This is a genomic window from Clavibacter sp. VKM Ac-2872 (genome assembly GCF_015351105.1).
GTDB lineage: Bacteria > Actinomycetota > Actinomycetes > Actinomycetales > Microbacteriaceae > Clavibacter.
Map to the genome: position 1 here is coordinate 1,978,098 of NZ_JADKRR010000001.1, position 15,059 is coordinate 1,993,156.

The window sequence follows — 15,059 nt, forward strand, 5'->3', positions numbered from 1 at the left end:
CGTCAGACGGGCCACGCGGTCACCACCTGCTCGCGCCGGGCGATCGCGCCCGTGATCCGCTCGACGGCCTCGGCCACGGGTACGCCGTTGACCTGCGTGCCGTCGCGGAAGCGGAAGCTCACGGATCCGGCTGCCCGGTCGTCCTCGCCCGCGATGAGCTGGTACGGGACGCGCGCCTTCGTGTGCGTGCGGATCTTCTTCGGCATCCGGTCGTCCGAGGTGTCGAGCTGCGTGCGCACGCCCGCCTCCCGCAGCCGGTCGAGCACGCCGCCCAGGTACTCCTCGTAGTCCTCGGCCACCGGGATCCCGACGACCTGCACGGGCGACAGCCACACCGGGAACGCGCCCGCGTAGTGCTCGGTGAGCACGCCGAAGAAGCGCTCGATGGATCCGAACAGCGCCCGGTGGATCATCACCGGCTGCTTCCGGGTGCCGTCGTTCGCCGTGTACTCGAGGCCGAAGCGCTCGGGCAGGTTGAAGTCGAGCTGGATGGTCGACATCTGCCACGTGCGCCCGATGGCGTCGCGCGCCTGCACGGAGATCTTGGGGCCGTAGAAGGCGGCGCCCGCGGGGTCGGGCACGAGCTCGAGGCCCGTGTCGACCGCGACCTGCCGGAGCGTCTCGGTCGCCTCCTCCCACACCTCGTCGGATCCGACGAACTTCTCCGGGTCCTTGGTGGACAGCTCGAGGTAGAAGTCGTCGAGCCCGTAGTCCCGCAGCAGCGACAGCACGAACTCGAGCGTGCCCTTCAGCTCGTCCGCCATGCGCTCGCGGGTGGTGAAGATGTGGGCGTCGTCCTGCGTCATGCCGCGCACGCGCGTGAGGCCGTGGATCACGCCCGACTTCTCGTTGCGGTAGACCGTGCCGAACTCGAACAGGCGCAGCGGGAGCTCGCGGTACGAGCGCTGGCGCGAGCGGTAGATGAGCACGTGCATGGGGCAGTTCATGGGCTTGAGGTAGTAGTCCGCGCCCTGGCGGGTGATCTCGCCCTCGTCGTTCCGCGCCTCGTCGAGGTGCATGGCGGGGAACATGCCGTCCTTGTAGAAGTCGAGGTGACCGCTCGTCTCGAAGAGGTTCGACTTCGTGATGTGCGGCGAGTAGACGAACTCGTAGCCGGCCGTCTCGTGCCGGCGACGCGAGTAGTCCTCCATCTCGCGGCGGATGATGCCGCCCTTGGGGTGGAAGACCGCGAGGCCGGAGCCGATCTCGTCCGGGAAGGAGAACAGATCGAGCTCGGCGCCCAAGCGGCGGTGGTCGCGCTTGAGCGCCTCCTCGATGCGGCCCTGGTGCGCGCGCAGCTCGTCCTTCGTGGGCCACGCGGTGCCGTAGATGCGCTGCAGCTGCGGGTTCTTCTCGGATCCGCGCCAATACGCGGCGGCGACGCGCGACAGCGCCCAGCCGTTGCCGACCATGCGCGTGCTCGGCAGGTGCGGGCCGCGGCAGAGGTCGCGCCAGAAGACCTCGCCGGTCTTGCCGTCGACGTTCTCGTAGACCGTGAGCTCGGCGCCGCCGACCTCCACGGACTCGCCGTCCTCGCCCAGCTCCTCGCTGGATCCGCCCTTGAGGCCGATGAGCTCGAGCTTGTACGGCTCGGCGGCCATGAGCTCGCGGGCCTCCTCCTCGGAGACGACGCGGCGCGTGAAGCGCTGACCCTGCCGGATGATGCGCTCCATGTTCTTGGAGATCGCCTTCAGGTCCTCGGGGGTGAAGGGCTCGGCCACGTCGAAGTCGAAGTAGAAGCCGTCCGTGACGGGCGGGCCGATGCCGAGCTTCGCCTCGGGGTTGATCTGCTGCACGGCCTGCGCCATGACGTGAGCGGCCGAGTGGCGGAGGATCGCGAGGCCGTCGGGCGAGTCGATGCGGACGGGCTCGACGACGTCGCCGGGCGCGACCTCGGCCGCGAGGTCCTTCAGCTCCCCGCCGATGCGCATGGCGACGACGGCGCGGTCGGAGAACAGCGTGAACCCGGTGCCCGCCTCCGTCGCCTCGACCGGCTGCCCGGTCGTCTCCGCGGGCGCGGCCTCGTCGTGGATCTCGGGCTGGGCGGCGTCTACCACTGCGGGCTCCTTGCGGGACGGGGAGGGAACCGATCCAGACTACCGGCGCGCGACGGGGCCCCATCGACGCCCGCGGCACGGATCCGCCTCGGGACACGCCGGAGCGGGCCGCCGGCGCGGGGGCCCGGGAAAAGAAGAAGGCCCCGGTCTCCCGGGGCCTTCTGGTGGTGAGCGATACTGGGATCGAACCAGCGACCTCTTCCGTGTCAGGGAAGCGCGCTACCGCTGCGCCAATCGCTCATGCACTTGCTGGAGGTGGGGACGGGATTTGAACCCGCGTGGACGGCTTTGCAGGCCGCTGCCTCGCCTCTCGGCCACCCCACCATGGGTGCTTCCACACCGGTGGTTCCCACCTTGTGAAAGGGACCCCTCTCAGGGCCCCTGTTCGAGCGGATGACGAGATTCGAACTCGCGACCCTCACCTTGGCAAGGTGATGCGCTACCACTGCGCCACATCCGCATTTCACTCGCTCGCCACCGGCTTCCCGGCGACCCTGCGTGCTCGATGACTCTAGCCGATCTCCTGGCGCGGGTGCAAAACGACGCCCGCTCGAGCGCACCGGGCGGCCGTCTCGCACGCCGTTCCCCCCGTGTTCACGCGGATCGGGTGGACGCGGGACCGACGCCGGTCCGGGCGTGTCGCGACCCGGGCCGCCCCGACCGAGGGGACCGGCGCCCCGTGACCTCGAGCGGCCCCGCGGTATGGCATCATGGATCCGCACCGTCCGCGGTGCGAGCACGGGCGATTGGCGCAGTTGGTAGCGCGCTTCCTTCACACGGAAGAGGTCATCGGTTCGAGTCCGGTATCGCCCACCGAAGCAGTCCATCCGGCGGATCCCGCCGCATCACGTCAGCAGCGCGCGTGCCGTCCCCTCGTCCAAGACGATGTCCGTCACGAGCCCGGCGGCCAGCGCGCCGCGCACGCTCCGCGCCTTGGACGCCCCCGCGACCACGCACACGCGTCGCGGCGCCTTGCGGATCGTGGCCAGGTCCGGACCGCTCGCGCGCGCGTTGATCGCGATGTCGGCCGACGATCCGTCCTCCCGGAAGAACACGGTGGAGACGTCGCCCACCACGCCGTCCGCGTCGAGCGCGCGCTGGTCGGACCGCTCGAGGTACCCGCCCGAGTAGACGTGGCTGGGCACGAGCGCGACCGGGGATCCGACGCCGAACAGCACCATGTCCATCCGCTCCTGCAGCTCGAGCACGCGCTTCGTGCTCCGTTCCCGCCACAGCGCCTGCTTGGTGGCGGGGTCGTCGAAGAACGCCGGCACCGGGAACTGCTGCACGGTGGCGCCGTACGCCTGCCCGAACCGGCGGAGGATCTCGCTCGCGTACATGATCCCGGTGGTGCGCACGTTGCCGGCCCCGTTGAGCTGCACCACGAGCGTGTTGTGCGTCGGCTTCGGCACGAGGTAGCGGCTCACCGCGCTCACCGTCGACCCCCACGCGACGCCGACGACCATGTTCGAGTCCACGTACTGCGTGAGCATCCGTGCAGCCGAGAGGGCGACGCGGTCGACCCGGTCGACGTCGCTCGTCTGGTCCGGCACGGGGACGACGTGCGCGACCACGCCGTAGCGCTCGTGCAGCTGCTCCCCCAGCACCGTGGCGAGGTCGAGCGGCGAGCGGATCTGGATGTCCACGAGGCCCGTCTCCCGGGCGAACGAGAGGAGCCGGGACACCGACGAGCGGCTCGTGCCGAGCTCGCGCGCGATGGCCTCCATCGTCAGGTCCTGCATGTAGTAGAGGTGCGCCGCGCGCAGGGCGTCCTGGGTGCGCTCGTGCGCGATGCCGTCGACCATCCGGTCATGGTTGCACATCCGTGCACGGGCTTCGCATGATCCGTTCGCGGGCGGATGATGGACGCAGAGCACGCGCACCACGCACGCATCGAACAGAGAGAAGCCTCCTCGTGACCACGTCGAAGAAGACCGACCTGCGGGACAACGTCGCCCGCATCCACGACCGCCCGAGCGCCCAGGTGCTCGTCATCGGCGGCGGCATCAACGGCATCGCGACGTTCCGCGACCTCGCGCTCCAGGGCGTCGACGTCGTGCTCGTCGAGCGCGCCGACTACGGCTCGGGCGCCTCGGCGGCGAGCTCGCACATGATCCACGGCGGCATCCGCTACCTCGAGAACGGCGAGTTCCGCCTCGTCCGCGAGTCCGTCGAGGAGCGCAACGGCCTGATCCGCATCGCGCCCCACTACGTGAAGCCGCTGCAGACGACCATGCCGATCTTCTCCACCTTCTCCGGCATCCTCAACGCGCCGCTGCGCATGCTGACGCACAAGCAGCGCTCCACCAAGGAGCGCGGCGCGCTCCTCATCAGCGTCGGCATGACGCTGTACGACTCCTTCTCCCGTGACGGCGGCTCGGTGCCGCGCCACCGCTTCCGCATCGGCAAGGCCGCCCGGGAGGACATGCCCGCGCTCAACAAGGACGTCAAGTTCACCGGCACCTACTACGACGCCTCCGTGCACGAGCCCGAGCGCCTCGCGCTCGACGTGCTCAAGGACGGGCTGGCCGCCGGCGACCACGCCCGCAGCGCCAACTACCTCGAGGCCGTGGGCGTCGCGGACGGCGGCGTGAAGCTGCGGGACGTGATCTCCGGCACCGAGTTCGTCGTGAAGGCCGACGTGGTCGTCAACGCCTCCGGCCCCTGGACCGACCTCACCAACGAGGCCATGGGCGGCGAGACGAAGTTCATGGGCGGCACCAAGGGATCGCACATCGTCGTCGACAACGCCGAGCTGCTCGAGGCGACCAAGGGCCGCGAGATCTTCTTCGAGAACAACGACGGCCGCATCGTCCTCATCTACCCGCTCAAGGGCCGCGTCCTCATCGGCACCACGGACATCGACGCCGACCCGAGCGAGCCGGCCGTCTGCACCGAGGAGGAGGTCGACTACTTCTTCGACCTCGTCAAGCACGTCTTCCCGCAGATCGAGCTGAACCGCGACCACATCGTGTACCGCTACTCGGGCATCCGCCCGCTGCCGCGCCACGAGGACACAGCGCCCGGCTTCGTGTCCCGCGACTACCGCATCGTCGAGACCGAGATCGCGGGCCTCGCCGGCAGCAAGGTGCTGAGCCTGGTCGGCGGCAAGTGGACGACGTTCCGCGCGCTGTCGGCGCACCTCTCCACCGAGGCCACCACGCGCCTCGGCGTGGAGCGCTCGGTCGACACGACCGGCATGCCCATCGGCGGCGGCAAGGACTTCCCGTCCTCCAGCACCGCCCGCGCCCGCTGGATCGCCACGCAGGCCGCTCGCGCGGAGGGCATCGGCACCGAGCAGGTCGACCGCCTGCTCAACCGCTACGGCACCCGCGCCACGAGCGTCATCGACGTCCTCTCCGGACAGCCGTCGACGCCGCTCACGACCGACCCGCAGCTGACGCGCGCCGAGATCGCGTACTTCGCCACGCACGAGGACGCGGTGCACCTCGCCGACGTCGTGCTCCGCCGCACGAACCTCGCGTTCGTCGGCGGCGTGACCCGCGAGATGCTCGCGGAGATCGCGGACGTGCTGCAGGACACGCTCGGCTGGACCGGCGAGGAGCGCGACGCGGAGATCCAGGACACCGTCGACACGCTCCGGACGTACCACGGCGTCGACGTCGGCGCCACGAAGGTCGCGGCCGACGCGACCGTCACGGAGTTCGCGAACTAGCAGCGCGCGCGGCGGATCCGATCCGCATCCTGGAGGCCGGTCGCCGACAGGCGGCCGGCCTCCCGTCGTCCCGGGAGCCGCTGTCAGCGGACGGGTCTACGGTCGGGCCATGACGCATCCCCGGCTCGACCCGATCCCGCTGACCACCCTCCAGGGCGAGGACACCACATTCGGCGCGTACGCCGACAAGGTCGTGCTCGTCGTCAACGTCGCGTCGCGCTGCGGCCTCGCGCCGCAGTACGAGAAGCTCGAGCAGCTGCAGCGCACCTACGGGGAGCGCGGCTTCACCGTCATCGGCTTCCCGAGCAACCAGTTCCTCCAGGAGCTCGGATCCGCGGAGGCCATCGACGAGTACTGCTCCACCACGTGGGGCGTGACCTTCCCGATGATGGAGAAGGTCAAGGTCAACGGCCGCTCCGCGCATCCCGTCTACGCGGAGCTGACGAAGACGCCCGACGCGGACGGCAAGGCCGGCCGCGTCAAGTGGAACTTCGAGAAGTTCGTCGTCACGCCGTCGGGCGCCGTGCACCGCTTCCGGCCGACCGTCGAGCCGGACGCGCCCGAGATCGTGTCGCTCATCGAGGCCGAGCTGCCCGCCTGAGCGCGGGTCTCCCTCGCCCGCGCTCGCGTCGGTGCGACTGCGCGGTCAGCGGCGACGGGCGAGGAGGCCCGCGAGGTACGACGCCTGCCCGGCGTGCTGCAGGTCGTCGGAGAGCACGCTGACGAGGCGCGCGCCGAGCGTCACGGGCGGGGTCCAGCCCTCGTCGACCACGCGGTCGAGCTCGGCGTCCTCCAGCCCCGCGAGGTAGGCGATCGTCGCTGACTGCACGGCGTCGAGATAGCCGACCAGCAGCTCGGCCGTGACGCCGTCCAGCGCCCCGACGTCCTCGGGTGACTGGCCGTATCCGGTCGCCGACTCCTCGAAGGGGAGGGAGAACCGCGCCGCCCATCCCCCGCTCGACCAGGTCTGGACCCGGCCCGCGACGTGGGCGACCTGGGCGTCCTGCACGCGCGCGAGGTGCCAGACGAGCCAGCCGATGGAGTTGGCCTCGGGATCCGGGCGGAAGGCCAGCTCGTCGGCGTCGAGGCCGTCGACGGCGTCGCGGACGATCTCGGCGATGCGCCCGTAGGCGTCCACGAGCAGATCGGTGGCGGGGGTCATGGTGCGCTCCTCGGGTCGTGGATCGAGCGGGTCCGCGGGTCGGCCGCTCCCCCATCCTGCTCCGGGTCCCGGCGTGGGAGGCTCGGAGGATGACGCGCCTCTCCCCCGACGCCCCGTGGTCGACCCCCGACGACGATGCGTGGTGCCCGTGCACGAGCGGCGATCCGTTCGGCGCCTGCTGCGGTCCGCTGCACCGCGGCGACGCGTCCGCCCCGACGGCCGAGCGGCTGATGCGCTCCCGGTTCGCCGCGTACGCGCGGGGCGACGCCGCGTACCTCGCCCGCAGCTGGCACCCGTCGACGCGCCCCGGGGACATCGACCTCGACCCGTCCGTCCGCTGGTTCCGGCTCACGATCCACCGCAGCTCGCTCGGCGGTCCCGACGACACGACGGGCGTCGTCGACTTCGAGGCGTCGTTCCGGCACGACGGCGAGCGCGGCAGCCAGCGCGAGGCGAGCCGTTTCGTCCGGCACGCGGGATCGTGGGTCTACCTCGATGCCCTCTGACCGATCACCGCGCGCGGGGGCCGGCCGTCAGGCCTCCCCGAACCCCGACTCGATCAGCTCGACCAGCGCGGTCACCGCCTCCTCGGCGTCGTCGCCCGTCGCCTCGATGACGACGTGCGCTCCGCGGGTCAGCCCGAGGGCCATGACGCCGAGCAGCGACGCGGCGTTCTGGCCGTTGACGGTGACGGCCGCCGAATAGGCGGATGCGCGCGTGACGAAGTCGGCCGCCGGCCGCGCGTGCAGGCCGTCGCGATTGACCAGCGTGGCCTCGCCGCGGACGGTGCCCGTCCCGGTGATCGGCGCGGGCTCGGTGCCGTCGGCGCGCGGATCCCGCGCGAGGCCCGCGTCGGAGTCCTCCGCGGCGTCGGCCCCGGCAGCCGAGGCGGCGGCCCCGGCGACGTCCTCGAGCGATCCGCCCGTCTCGGCGGCCACCGCGGCGGCGACCGCGCCCTCCACCAGCGGCGCGCGCACCACGACGACCCGCGCGGCGGCGTCCTCGTCGAGCATGTCGACGGCGGTCTCGGCCGTGAGGTACGCGGATCCCAGGTCGGCGAGCACGACGACGCCGTCGCCGCCCTCCGCCGCGGCGAGCGCCGCGGACACCACGTCGAAGCTCGTGCCGATGCCCGCGTCGTCGCGCGTGCCGTCGCCGGACCCGCCCGCGGGCACGAGGGCGACGGTCGGCGCCATCTGGCGTGCGAGGTCGACGAGCCCGTGCGCGATCAGCGCGCTGTGGGAGACGAGGACGAGGCCGACGCTCACGAGGCCGCTCCCTCGGAGGCGCGGGCCGTCGCGGCCGCGGCGCGCAGGATGAGCGCGGACGACTGCGCGCCCGGATCGCGGTGGCCGATCGCACGGTCGCCCAGGTATGAGGCGCGTCCCTTCCGCGCCACGAGCGGCTCCGTCGCCTCCGCCCCGCGCGCGGCAGCGTCGGCGGCGGCCTCGAGGGCGTCGGCCGGGCCGGATCCCGCGTCGGCGGCCGCGCGCGCGGCCTCGGCGGCGGGACCCCACGCATCCACCATCGTCTTGTCGCCCCGCTCGGCCTTGCCACGGAGGACGATCCCGCCCACCGCCGCATCGAGGAGGTCGGCGATCGCGGAGGCGTCGAGGTCCGGGCGGCCCGCGACGGCCGCCGACGCCTTGAGGAACGCGGTGCCGAGCAGCGGTCCGGACGCGCCGCCGACGGTGGAGATGAGCGTGGTGGCGACGGTCTTCAGCACGTCGGCGGGAGCGACGTCGGACGCGGTGGCCCGGAGCTTCTCCGTCACGGCGCCGAATCCGCGGTCGAGGTTCTCGCCGTGGTCGCCGTCGCCGATCTCGCGGTCGAGGGTGATGAGCGCACCGCGCTGGTCGGCGACGACGCGCGCCGCCTCCGTGATCCAGGCGACGACCCAGTCGGTCCCGAGTGCCATGAGCTACCTCCCCCACCGCAGCGCGGCGGTCTGCACGGGCGAGTCCCACAGGTCGACGAGCTCGTCGTCGAGCAGGAGCACCGTGAGGGACAGTCCCTCCATGTCGAGGGCCGTCACGTAGTCTCCCACGAGGCTGCGCGCGACCGTCAGGCCGGCCTCCTCGAGCACGGCGGCCGCGCGGCGGTAGGCGATGTAGAGCTCGGACAGCGGGGTCGCGCCCATGCCGTTCACGAGCAGCAGCACGCGGCTGCCGGCTGGCGCGGCCAGGTCCTCGAGGACGGGATCGAGGAGGCGCTCGACGATGGCGTCCACGGGCTCGAGCGGCAGCTTGACGCGACCCGGCTCGCCGTGGATCCCGATGCCGATCTCCATCTCGTCGTCCTCGAGCGCGAAGCTCGGCTCGCCGGCGTGCGGGACGGTGCACGCGCGGATGGCGACGCCCATGCTCCGCACCCGCCCGACCACCCGCTCCGCGATCGCCGCGACCGCGTCCAGGTCGTCCCCGCGCTCCGCGGCGGCGCCCGCGATCCGCTCCACGAGCGCGGTTCCCGCGACCCCGCGGCGCCCGGCGGTGTAGAGGGAGTCGGTGACCGCGACGTCGTCGTCGACCACGACGGTCCGCACCCGCACGCCCTCCGCCTCCGCGAGCTCGGCGGCGGTCTCGAAGTTGAGGACGTCGCCCGTGTAGTTCTTGACGATGTGCAGCACCCCCGCCCCGCCGTCGACGGCCAGGGTGGCGGCGACGACGGGATCCGGGGTGGGGCTCGTGAAGACCGGTCCGGGCACGGCGGCGTCGAGCATCCCGTGTCCCACGAACCCGGCGTGGAGCGGCTCGTGACCGCTGCCGCCGCCGCTCACGAGCGCGACGCGTCCGGCACGGGTGGGCTCCGCGCGACGGACGAACAGCGGATCCGCGCTCAGGACGACCAGGTCGGGGTGGGCGGCGGCGAAGCCCGCGAGGGCCTCGTCGGCCACCGCCCTCGGATCGTTGATCAGCTTCTTCACGGCCGGCTCCTCGCGGGTCTCGGGCGACCGGACGACAGCCGCGCATCCGAGCCGGATCGAGGACGGGACTCGGTCGGCGGCGACTCGGGTGTAGCGCAAACCTACGCCCGGGCCGACGCGTTCCGACAGCCCTCCGCAGACCCTCCCGCGGGGGCAGGGATCCGCGTCGCGCAGCGGCCAGGGGCGACGGGACCCACCACTCCACCGGCACTAGATTGGACGCACCGCGATGATGCGGCAGAGGTCGTACCCGCGCCTCGACGAACGATCGGAGCACCACGCAGTGGATCTTGGAGTCATATTCCTGTCGGAGACGGTGGGCACCGCCCTGCTCGTCCTCCTCGGATGCGGAGTCGTGGCGAACGTCGCGCTCATCAAGTCGAAGGGCCTCGCCGGCGGCACCCTGATGGTCAACTTCGGCTGGGGCCTCGCGGTCTTCGCCGGTGTCACCGTCTCGTACGCGTCCGGCGCCCACCTCAACCCGGCGGTCACGCTCGGCCTCCTCGCCGCCGGCAAGATCGACGACGTCGCGAGCGTCCCGGTCTACATCCTCGCCCAGATGGTCGGCGCGATCATCGGCGCGGTCTTCTGCTGGCTCGCCTACAAGCAGCACTTCGACGAGGAGCCCGACGCGGCCACCAAGCTCGGCGTGTTCTCGACGGGCCCGTCCATCCGCAACTACGCCTGGAACCTCGTCACGGAGATCATCGGCACGTTCGTGCTCGTCATCGTGATCCTCGGCTTCAGCCTCGCGAACAACCCCGACCCCGACGCGTCCACCCCCGCCGGCCTCTCGGCCCTCGGCGCGATCCCCGTCGCGCTCCTCGTGGTCGGCATCGGCGCGTCCCTCGGCGGCCCGACCGGCTACGCCATCAACCCGGCCCGGGACCTCGGACCCCGCATCGCGCACGCGTTCCTCCCCATCAAGGGCAAGGGCTCGAGCGACTGGTCCTACGCGTGGGTCCCGGTCGTCGGACCCGCCATCGGCGGACTGCTCGCCGGCCTCGCGTCCTACGCGCTGCTCCCCATCCTCTAGATCCCCCACACCTCATAGGAGAGACCACATGAGCGAGAAGTACATCGTCGCCATCGACCAGGGCACCACCAGCACGCGTGCCATCGTCTTCGACCACAGCGGATCCATCGTGTCCACCGGCCAGCTCGAGCACGAGCAGATCTTCCCCCGCGCCGGCTGGGTCGAGCACGACCCCATGGAGATCTGGCGCAACACGCGCGAGGTCATCGGCCAGGCGCTGTCCAAGGCCGACATCACGCGCCACGACGTCGAGGCCGTGGGCATCACCAACCAGCGCGAGACCGCCGTCGTGTGGGACCGCACCACCGGCAAGCCCGTCTACAACGCCATCGTCTGGCAGGACACGCGCACCCAGAAGATCGTCGACCGCCTCGCGGCAGACGGCGGCGTCGAGCGGTTCAAGCCCACCGTCGGGCTCCCGCTCGCCACCTACTTCTCGGGCACGAAGATCGTCTGGATCCTCGAGAACGTCGACGGCGCCCGCGAGAAGGCGGAGGCCGGCGACCTCATGTTCGGCACGACCGACACGTGGGTCCTCTGGAACCTCACCGGCGGCACCGACGGCGGCGTGCACGTCACGGACGTGACCAACGCGTCCCGCACGCTCTTCATGGACCTCGAGACGCTCCAGTGGGACGACGAGATCCTCACGGCGTTCGACGTGCCGCGCTCGATGCTCCCCGAGATCAAGAGCTCCTCGGAGGTCTACGGCGTCGTCGAGTCGTCCAGCCTCCTGCGCGAGGTCCCCATCGCGGGCATCCTCGGCGACCAGCAGGCGGCCACCTTCGGCCAGGCCGCGTTCGACCAGGGCGAGTCGAAGAACACGTACGGCACCGGCAACTTCCTGATCTTCAACACCGGCACCGACATCATCCACTCGCAGAACGGCCTCCTCACCACGCTCGGCTACAAGCTGGGCGATGCGGAGCCGCACTACGCGCTCGAGGGCTCGATCGCCGTCACCGGCTCGCTCGTGCAGTGGATGCGCGACAACCTCGGCCTCGTGTCGAGCGCCGCGGAGATCGAGACCCTCGCCGCCACGGTCGAGGACAACGGCGGCGTGTACTTCGTCCCCGCGTTCTCCGGATTGTTCGCGCCGTACTGGCGCTCGGACGCGCGCGGTGCGCTCGTGGGCCTCACGCGCTTCGTCAACAAGGGCCACATCGCCCGCGCCGCGCTGGAGGCCACGGCCTTCCAGACGCGCGAGGTGCTCGACGCGGTCAACGCCGACTCCGGCGTCGACCTCACCGAGCTCAAGGTCGACGGCGGCATGATCGCCAACAACCTGCTCATGCAGTTCCAGGCGGACATCCTCGGCGTGCCCGTCGTCCGCCCCGTCGTCGCGGAGACCACCGCGCTCGGCGCCGCGTACGCCGCGGGCCTCGCCGTCGGGTTCTGGAAGGACCTCGACGACCTCCGCCAGAACTGGCAGGAGGACAGCCGCTGGACGCCGGACATGGACGACGCCGAGCGCGAGCGCCAGCTGCGTCTCTGGAAGAAGGCCGTGACGAAGACCTTCGACTGGGTCGACGACGACGTGCAGTAGACCGCACCCGCACGATCCGCGCGCCCCGTCAGCACCGCTGGCGGGGCGCGCGGCGCATCCGGCGGCCGTCCGGGGGAGCTCGCCGCGTCGTCAGAGCAGCGTCGGCTGCCCGTCGTCGGTGGATCCCGCGTCGAGGGGCGCCAGGAGGTCGGGCCCGTCGTTCCGCACGCTGTTGACGCGCGTCGACACGAGCCGCGGCACGAGGTGGGGCTCCGGCAGCGAGCCGAGCAGGTGCCGCACGTTCTCGACCCCCGTCGTGCCGGCGTCCAGCCAGTCGTCCAGGCGGTCGCGCGGCACGATCACGGGCGTGCGGTCGTGGATGCGCCCGAGCGCGTCGCTCGCGGCGGACGTGATGATGGCGAGGCTCCGCAGCCATGCGCCGGGCTCCCCCTCCGGGACGGCGGGATCCCTCCAGTGCTCGTACACGGCGGCGAACGCCAGCGCCTGATCGTCCTCGCCGTGCAGGTAGACGGGCTGCTTGCCGGACGCGGTCGCCTGCCACTCGTAGTACCCGTCAGCTGGCACGACGGCCCGTCGCGTGAGCACGGCCCTGCGGAACGTCGGCTTCTCCGTCACGGTCTCGACGCGCGCGTTGATGAGCGGGGCGCCCTGCACCACCTTCGCCCACGGCGGGACGATCCCCCACCGCGCTGCGGTCAGGACCCGGCGGACCGCGCCGTCCGCGTCGCCGTGCGGACGCCGGTCGGCGACCATGCGGACGGTGCTCGTCGGGGCGACGTTCCACGAGGGGGCCGGGTCGTCGCCCTCGACGTCGTCCACGGACCAGTCGCCGACGAGGTCGCCCGTCGCCCGCGCCACCACGAATCTCCCGCACATGCGTCCATCATCCGCCGCACGCGCGACATCGACCGGCCGGATGCGGATCAGGCGCGCGTCGCGGCCGCCCACTCCTCGAGCTTCGCGGCGGCGCGGCCGGAGTCCACCGCATCGGCGGCGACGGCGACCTTCTCCCGCAGCCGACGCGCCATGGGCTGCTGCACGCGCGTCGGATCCCCCATGAGGTCGAAGGCCTCGAGGCCCGCCGCCGCGTTCAGCAGCACGACGTCCCGCTGCGGACCGGGCTCGCCGGCGAGGACGCGACGGATGACCTCCGCGTTCTCCTCCACCCCGTCGCCGAGGAGCGCCTCGATGGGAGCGCGGGGGATCCCGAGCTCGAGCGGGTCGAGGTCGTGCTCGGTGACCGCGCCCCGGCTGACCTCCCAGATGTGGCTGTGCCCGGTGGTCGTCAGCTTGTCGATGCCGTCGTCGCCGCGGTACACGAGCGCTGTCGCGCCGCGGGTCCGGAAGACGCCGACCATGAGCAGGACGCGCGAGAGGTCGGCGACGCCCACCGCGGATGCCTCGGGGCGCGCCGGGTTGCAGAGCGGCCCGAGCACGTTGAACAGCGTCGAGATGCCGAGCTCGCGCCGGGTCGCCGCGGCGTGACGGAAGCCCGGGTGGAAGAGGGCGGCGTGGGCGTACGTGATGCCCGTCTCGCGGAGCACCTCCGCCACGCGCTCGGGCGTGATGGTGAGGTCGACCCCGAGCGCCGTCAGCACGTCGGACGCGCCCGAGGAGGAGCTCGCCCCGCGGTTGCCGTGCTTGATGACGGGGACGCCCGCGGCCGCGGCGATGACCGCGGCCACCGACGAGATGTTGAGGACGGCGCCGTAAGGGTCGCCTCCCGTCCCCACGATGTCGAGGGCGCGCGGATCCGCGTCGAGCGGCAGCGCCTCCTCGAGGACGGCGTCCCGGAAGCCGACGATCTCGTCGACCGTCTCCCCCGAGGCGCGCAGCGCGACCAGGAGGCCGCCCAGCTGCGCGGGAGTGGCCTCCCCGCGCATGACCTGGCGCATCGCCCAGGTGGACTCGGACACCGACAGGTGGCGCCCCTCGATGAGCGTGGTGATGAGCGCGGGCCAGGTCGGGGCGGAGGGCATGGCGATCAGCCTAACGAGCGGCTGGATCGGATCTCACGGGCGGCCGGGTGGGCATCGGGTGTCGTCGGCCTAGGTCATAATGGAACCTGTGACGACCACCTCAATCTCCCCAGTATCGACCGCGCCGGTGGTGAACCGGCCGAACACGGTCGCCGTCGGCACCATCGTGTGGCTCGGCAGCGAGGTGATGTTCTTCGCGGGTCTCTTCGCGATCTACTTCACCCTCCGCTCGACGTCCGGCGCCCTCTGGGAGTTCGAGGCGGGTCGCCTCAACGTGCCCTTCTCCCTCGTGAACACGCTCATCCTCGTGTCGAGCTCGTTCACCTGCCAGTTCGGCGTGTTCGCGGCCGAGCGCCTCCAGGCTCGCGCCACGGGATGGAAGCCCAGCCAGTGGGGCACGGTCGAGTGGTTCTTCCTCACCTACGCCCTCGGCGCCATCTTCGTCGTCGGCCAGATCTTCGAGTACGCGACCCTCGTCACCGAGGGGATCACGCTCTCTGGCAACGCCTACGGCTCGGCGTTCTACATGACCACGGGCTTCCACGGGCTGCACGTCACCGGCGGCCTCATCGCCTTCCTCCTCGTGATCGGGCGCATCTTCGCCGTCCGCTCCATGGGGCACCGGGAGGCGACGAGCGCCATCGTCGTGTCCTACTACTGGCACTTCGTCGACGTGGTCTGGATCGGGCTCTTCCTGGTCATCTACGTCCTCAAATAGC

Annotated in this window: 14 protein-coding genes and 4 tRNA genes; 7 read left to right on the forward strand and 11 right to left on the reverse strand. The window is 71.7% G+C overall.

The window, feature by feature from the left end:
• Positions 1–2: 2 nt before the first annotated feature.
• From thrS to ITJ40_RS09335, 4 genes are all read right to left on the reverse strand, one after another.
• Positions 3–2,057: a threonine--tRNA ligase gene (thrS, locus tag ITJ40_RS09320; RefSeq protein WP_194666742.1), complete on the reverse strand. Its 2,055-nt coding sequence runs from the start codon at positions 2,055–2,057 to the stop codon at positions 3–5.
• A gap of 165 nt (positions 2,058–2,222) precedes the next feature.
• Positions 2,223–2,297 (reverse strand) — tRNA-Val (locus ITJ40_RS09325).
• Positions 2,298–2,307: 10 nt separating this feature from the next.
• Positions 2,308–2,381 (reverse strand) — tRNA-Cys (locus tag ITJ40_RS09330).
• 64 nt (positions 2,382–2,445) lie between these two features.
• Positions 2,446–2,517: transfer RNA gene (locus ITJ40_RS09335), tRNA-Gly, on the reverse strand.
• 280 nt (positions 2,518–2,797) lie between these two features.
• Between ITJ40_RS09335 and ITJ40_RS09340 the strand changes: the two genes are divergently transcribed.
• A tRNA-Val gene (locus ITJ40_RS09340) sits at positions 2,798–2,870 on the forward strand.
• Positions 2,871–2,902: 32 nt separating this feature from the next.
• Here the strand turns inward: ITJ40_RS09340 and ITJ40_RS09345 are convergent.
• Entirely contained in the window at positions 2,903–3,862 is a 960-nt protein-coding gene (locus ITJ40_RS09345) for a sugar-binding transcriptional regulator (RefSeq protein ID WP_043586532.1), read from the reverse strand.
• 110 nt (positions 3,863–3,972) lie between these two features.
• Between ITJ40_RS09345 and ITJ40_RS09350 the strand changes: the two genes are divergently transcribed.
• Together ITJ40_RS09350 and ITJ40_RS09355 are read left to right on the forward strand one after the other, a co-directional pair.
• Positions 3,973–5,733, forward strand: coding sequence for a glycerol-3-phosphate dehydrogenase/oxidase (locus tag ITJ40_RS09350; RefSeq protein ID WP_194666743.1), 1,761 nt, complete (start codon positions 3,973–3,975; stop codon positions 5,731–5,733).
• 109 nt (positions 5,734–5,842) lie between these two features.
• Complete coding sequence (locus ITJ40_RS09355; protein ID WP_086522148.1) at positions 5,843–6,334, forward strand: glutathione peroxidase; 492 nt, start codon at positions 5,843–5,845, stop codon at positions 6,332–6,334.
• Positions 6,335–6,379: 45 nt separating this feature from the next.
• Here the strand turns inward: ITJ40_RS09355 and ITJ40_RS09360 are convergent, their stop codons facing one another.
• Positions 6,380–6,895: a DinB family protein gene (locus tag ITJ40_RS09360; RefSeq protein ID WP_194666744.1), complete on the reverse strand. Its 516-nt coding sequence runs from the start codon at positions 6,893–6,895 to the stop codon at positions 6,380–6,382.
• An 89-nt stretch (positions 6,896–6,984) separates the two neighbouring features.
• Here ITJ40_RS09360 and ITJ40_RS09365 point away from each other — a divergent pair, with 89 nt between their 5' ends.
• Positions 6,985–7,401, forward strand: a complete 417-nt coding sequence (locus ITJ40_RS09365) for a YchJ family protein (RefSeq protein WP_194666745.1) — start codon at positions 6,985–6,987, stop codon at positions 7,399–7,401.
• A gap of 27 nt (positions 7,402–7,428) precedes the next feature.
• Here the strand turns inward: ITJ40_RS09365 and dhaM are convergent, their stop codons facing one another.
• From dhaM to dhaK, 3 genes are read right to left on the reverse strand one after another with little or no spacing between them, the layout of a single operon-like run.
• Positions 7,429–8,163, reverse strand: a complete 735-nt coding sequence (gene dhaM / locus ITJ40_RS09370; protein ID WP_194666746.1) for a dihydroxyacetone kinase phosphoryl donor subunit DhaM — start codon at positions 8,161–8,163, stop codon at positions 7,429–7,431.
• Positions 8,160–8,813, reverse strand: a complete 654-nt coding sequence (dhaL, locus tag ITJ40_RS09375) for a dihydroxyacetone kinase subunit DhaL (protein WP_194666747.1) — start codon at positions 8,811–8,813, stop codon at positions 8,160–8,162. The genes dhaM and dhaL overlap by 4 nt, the downstream gene beginning before the upstream one ends.
• A 3-nt stretch (positions 8,814–8,816) precedes the next feature.
• Positions 8,817–9,818: a dihydroxyacetone kinase subunit DhaK gene (gene dhaK / locus ITJ40_RS09380; protein WP_194666748.1), complete on the reverse strand. Its 1,002-nt coding sequence runs from the start codon at positions 9,816–9,818 to the stop codon at positions 8,817–8,819.
• Between the two features lie 229 nt (positions 9,819–10,047).
• Here dhaK and ITJ40_RS09385 point away from each other — a divergent pair, with 229 nt between their 5' ends.
• Both ITJ40_RS09385 and glpK read left to right on the forward strand, forming a co-directional pair.
• Positions 10,048–10,854, forward strand: coding sequence for an MIP/aquaporin family protein (locus ITJ40_RS09385; protein WP_194666749.1), 807 nt, complete (start codon positions 10,048–10,050; stop codon positions 10,852–10,854).
• 28 nt (positions 10,855–10,882) lie between these two features.
• Positions 10,883–12,400 carry a glycerol kinase GlpK gene (glpK, locus tag ITJ40_RS09390; protein ID WP_194666750.1) on the forward strand — a complete coding sequence of 506 codons (1,518 nt, stop codon included), beginning with the start codon at positions 10,883–10,885 and terminating at the stop codon, positions 12,398–12,400.
• 90 nt (positions 12,401–12,490) lie between these two features.
• On the opposite strand, the gene ITJ40_RS09395 is transcribed toward glpK, so the two are convergent.
• Both ITJ40_RS09395 and trpD read right to left on the reverse strand, forming a co-directional pair.
• Positions 12,491–13,237 (reverse strand): SOS response-associated peptidase, encoded by a 747-nt coding sequence (locus tag ITJ40_RS09395; protein WP_194666751.1) that lies wholly within the window; start codon positions 13,235–13,237, stop codon positions 12,491–12,493.
• 47 nt (positions 13,238–13,284) lie between these two features.
• Complete coding sequence (gene trpD, locus ITJ40_RS09400) at positions 13,285–14,340, reverse strand: anthranilate phosphoribosyltransferase (RefSeq protein WP_194666752.1); 1,056 nt, start codon at positions 14,338–14,340, stop codon at positions 13,285–13,287.
• A 79-nt stretch (positions 14,341–14,419) separates the two neighbouring features.
• On the opposite strand from trpD, the gene ITJ40_RS09405 reads away from it, so the two are divergent.
• Entirely contained in the window at positions 14,420–15,058 is a 639-nt protein-coding gene (locus tag ITJ40_RS09405; RefSeq protein ID WP_194666753.1) for a heme-copper oxidase subunit III, read from the forward strand.
• Position 15,059: the final 1 nt, after the last annotated feature.

Excerpts from the sequence above, each read along its gene's own strand:
- ITJ40_RS09345 (WP_043586532.1), bottom strand. The coding sequence starts at position 3,862 with ATGGTCGACGGCATCGCGCACGAGCGCACCCAGGACGCCCTGCGCGCG.
- ITJ40_RS09355 (WP_086522148.1), top strand. The coding sequence starts at position 5,843 with ATGACGCATCCCCGGCTCGACCCGATCCCGCTGACCACCCTCCAGGGC.
- ITJ40_RS09360 (WP_194666744.1), bottom strand. The coding sequence starts at position 6,895 with ATGACCCCCGCCACCGATCTGCTCGTGGACGCCTACGGGCGCATCGCC.
- ITJ40_RS09365 (WP_194666745.1), top strand. The coding sequence starts at position 6,985 with ATGACGCGCCTCTCCCCCGACGCCCCGTGGTCGACCCCCGACGACGAT.
- dhaL (WP_194666747.1), bottom strand. The coding sequence starts at position 8,813 with ATGGCACTCGGGACCGACTGGGTCGTCGCCTGGATCACGGAGGCGGCG.
- ITJ40_RS09385 (WP_194666749.1), top strand. The coding sequence starts at position 10,048 with ATGATGCGGCAGAGGTCGTACCCGCGCCTCGACGAACGATCGGAGCAC.
- glpK (WP_194666750.1), top strand. The coding sequence starts at position 10,883 with ATGAGCGAGAAGTACATCGTCGCCATCGACCAGGGCACCACCAGCACG.
- ITJ40_RS09395 (WP_194666751.1), bottom strand. The coding sequence starts at position 13,237 with ATGTGCGGGAGATTCGTGGTGGCGCGGGCGACGGGCGACCTCGTCGGC.
- trpD (WP_194666752.1), bottom strand. The coding sequence starts at position 14,340 with ATGCCCTCCGCCCCGACCTGGCCCGCGCTCATCACCACGCTCATCGAG.
- ITJ40_RS09405 (WP_194666753.1), top strand. The coding sequence starts at position 14,420 with ATGGAACCTGTGACGACCACCTCAATCTCCCCAGTATCGACCGCGCCG.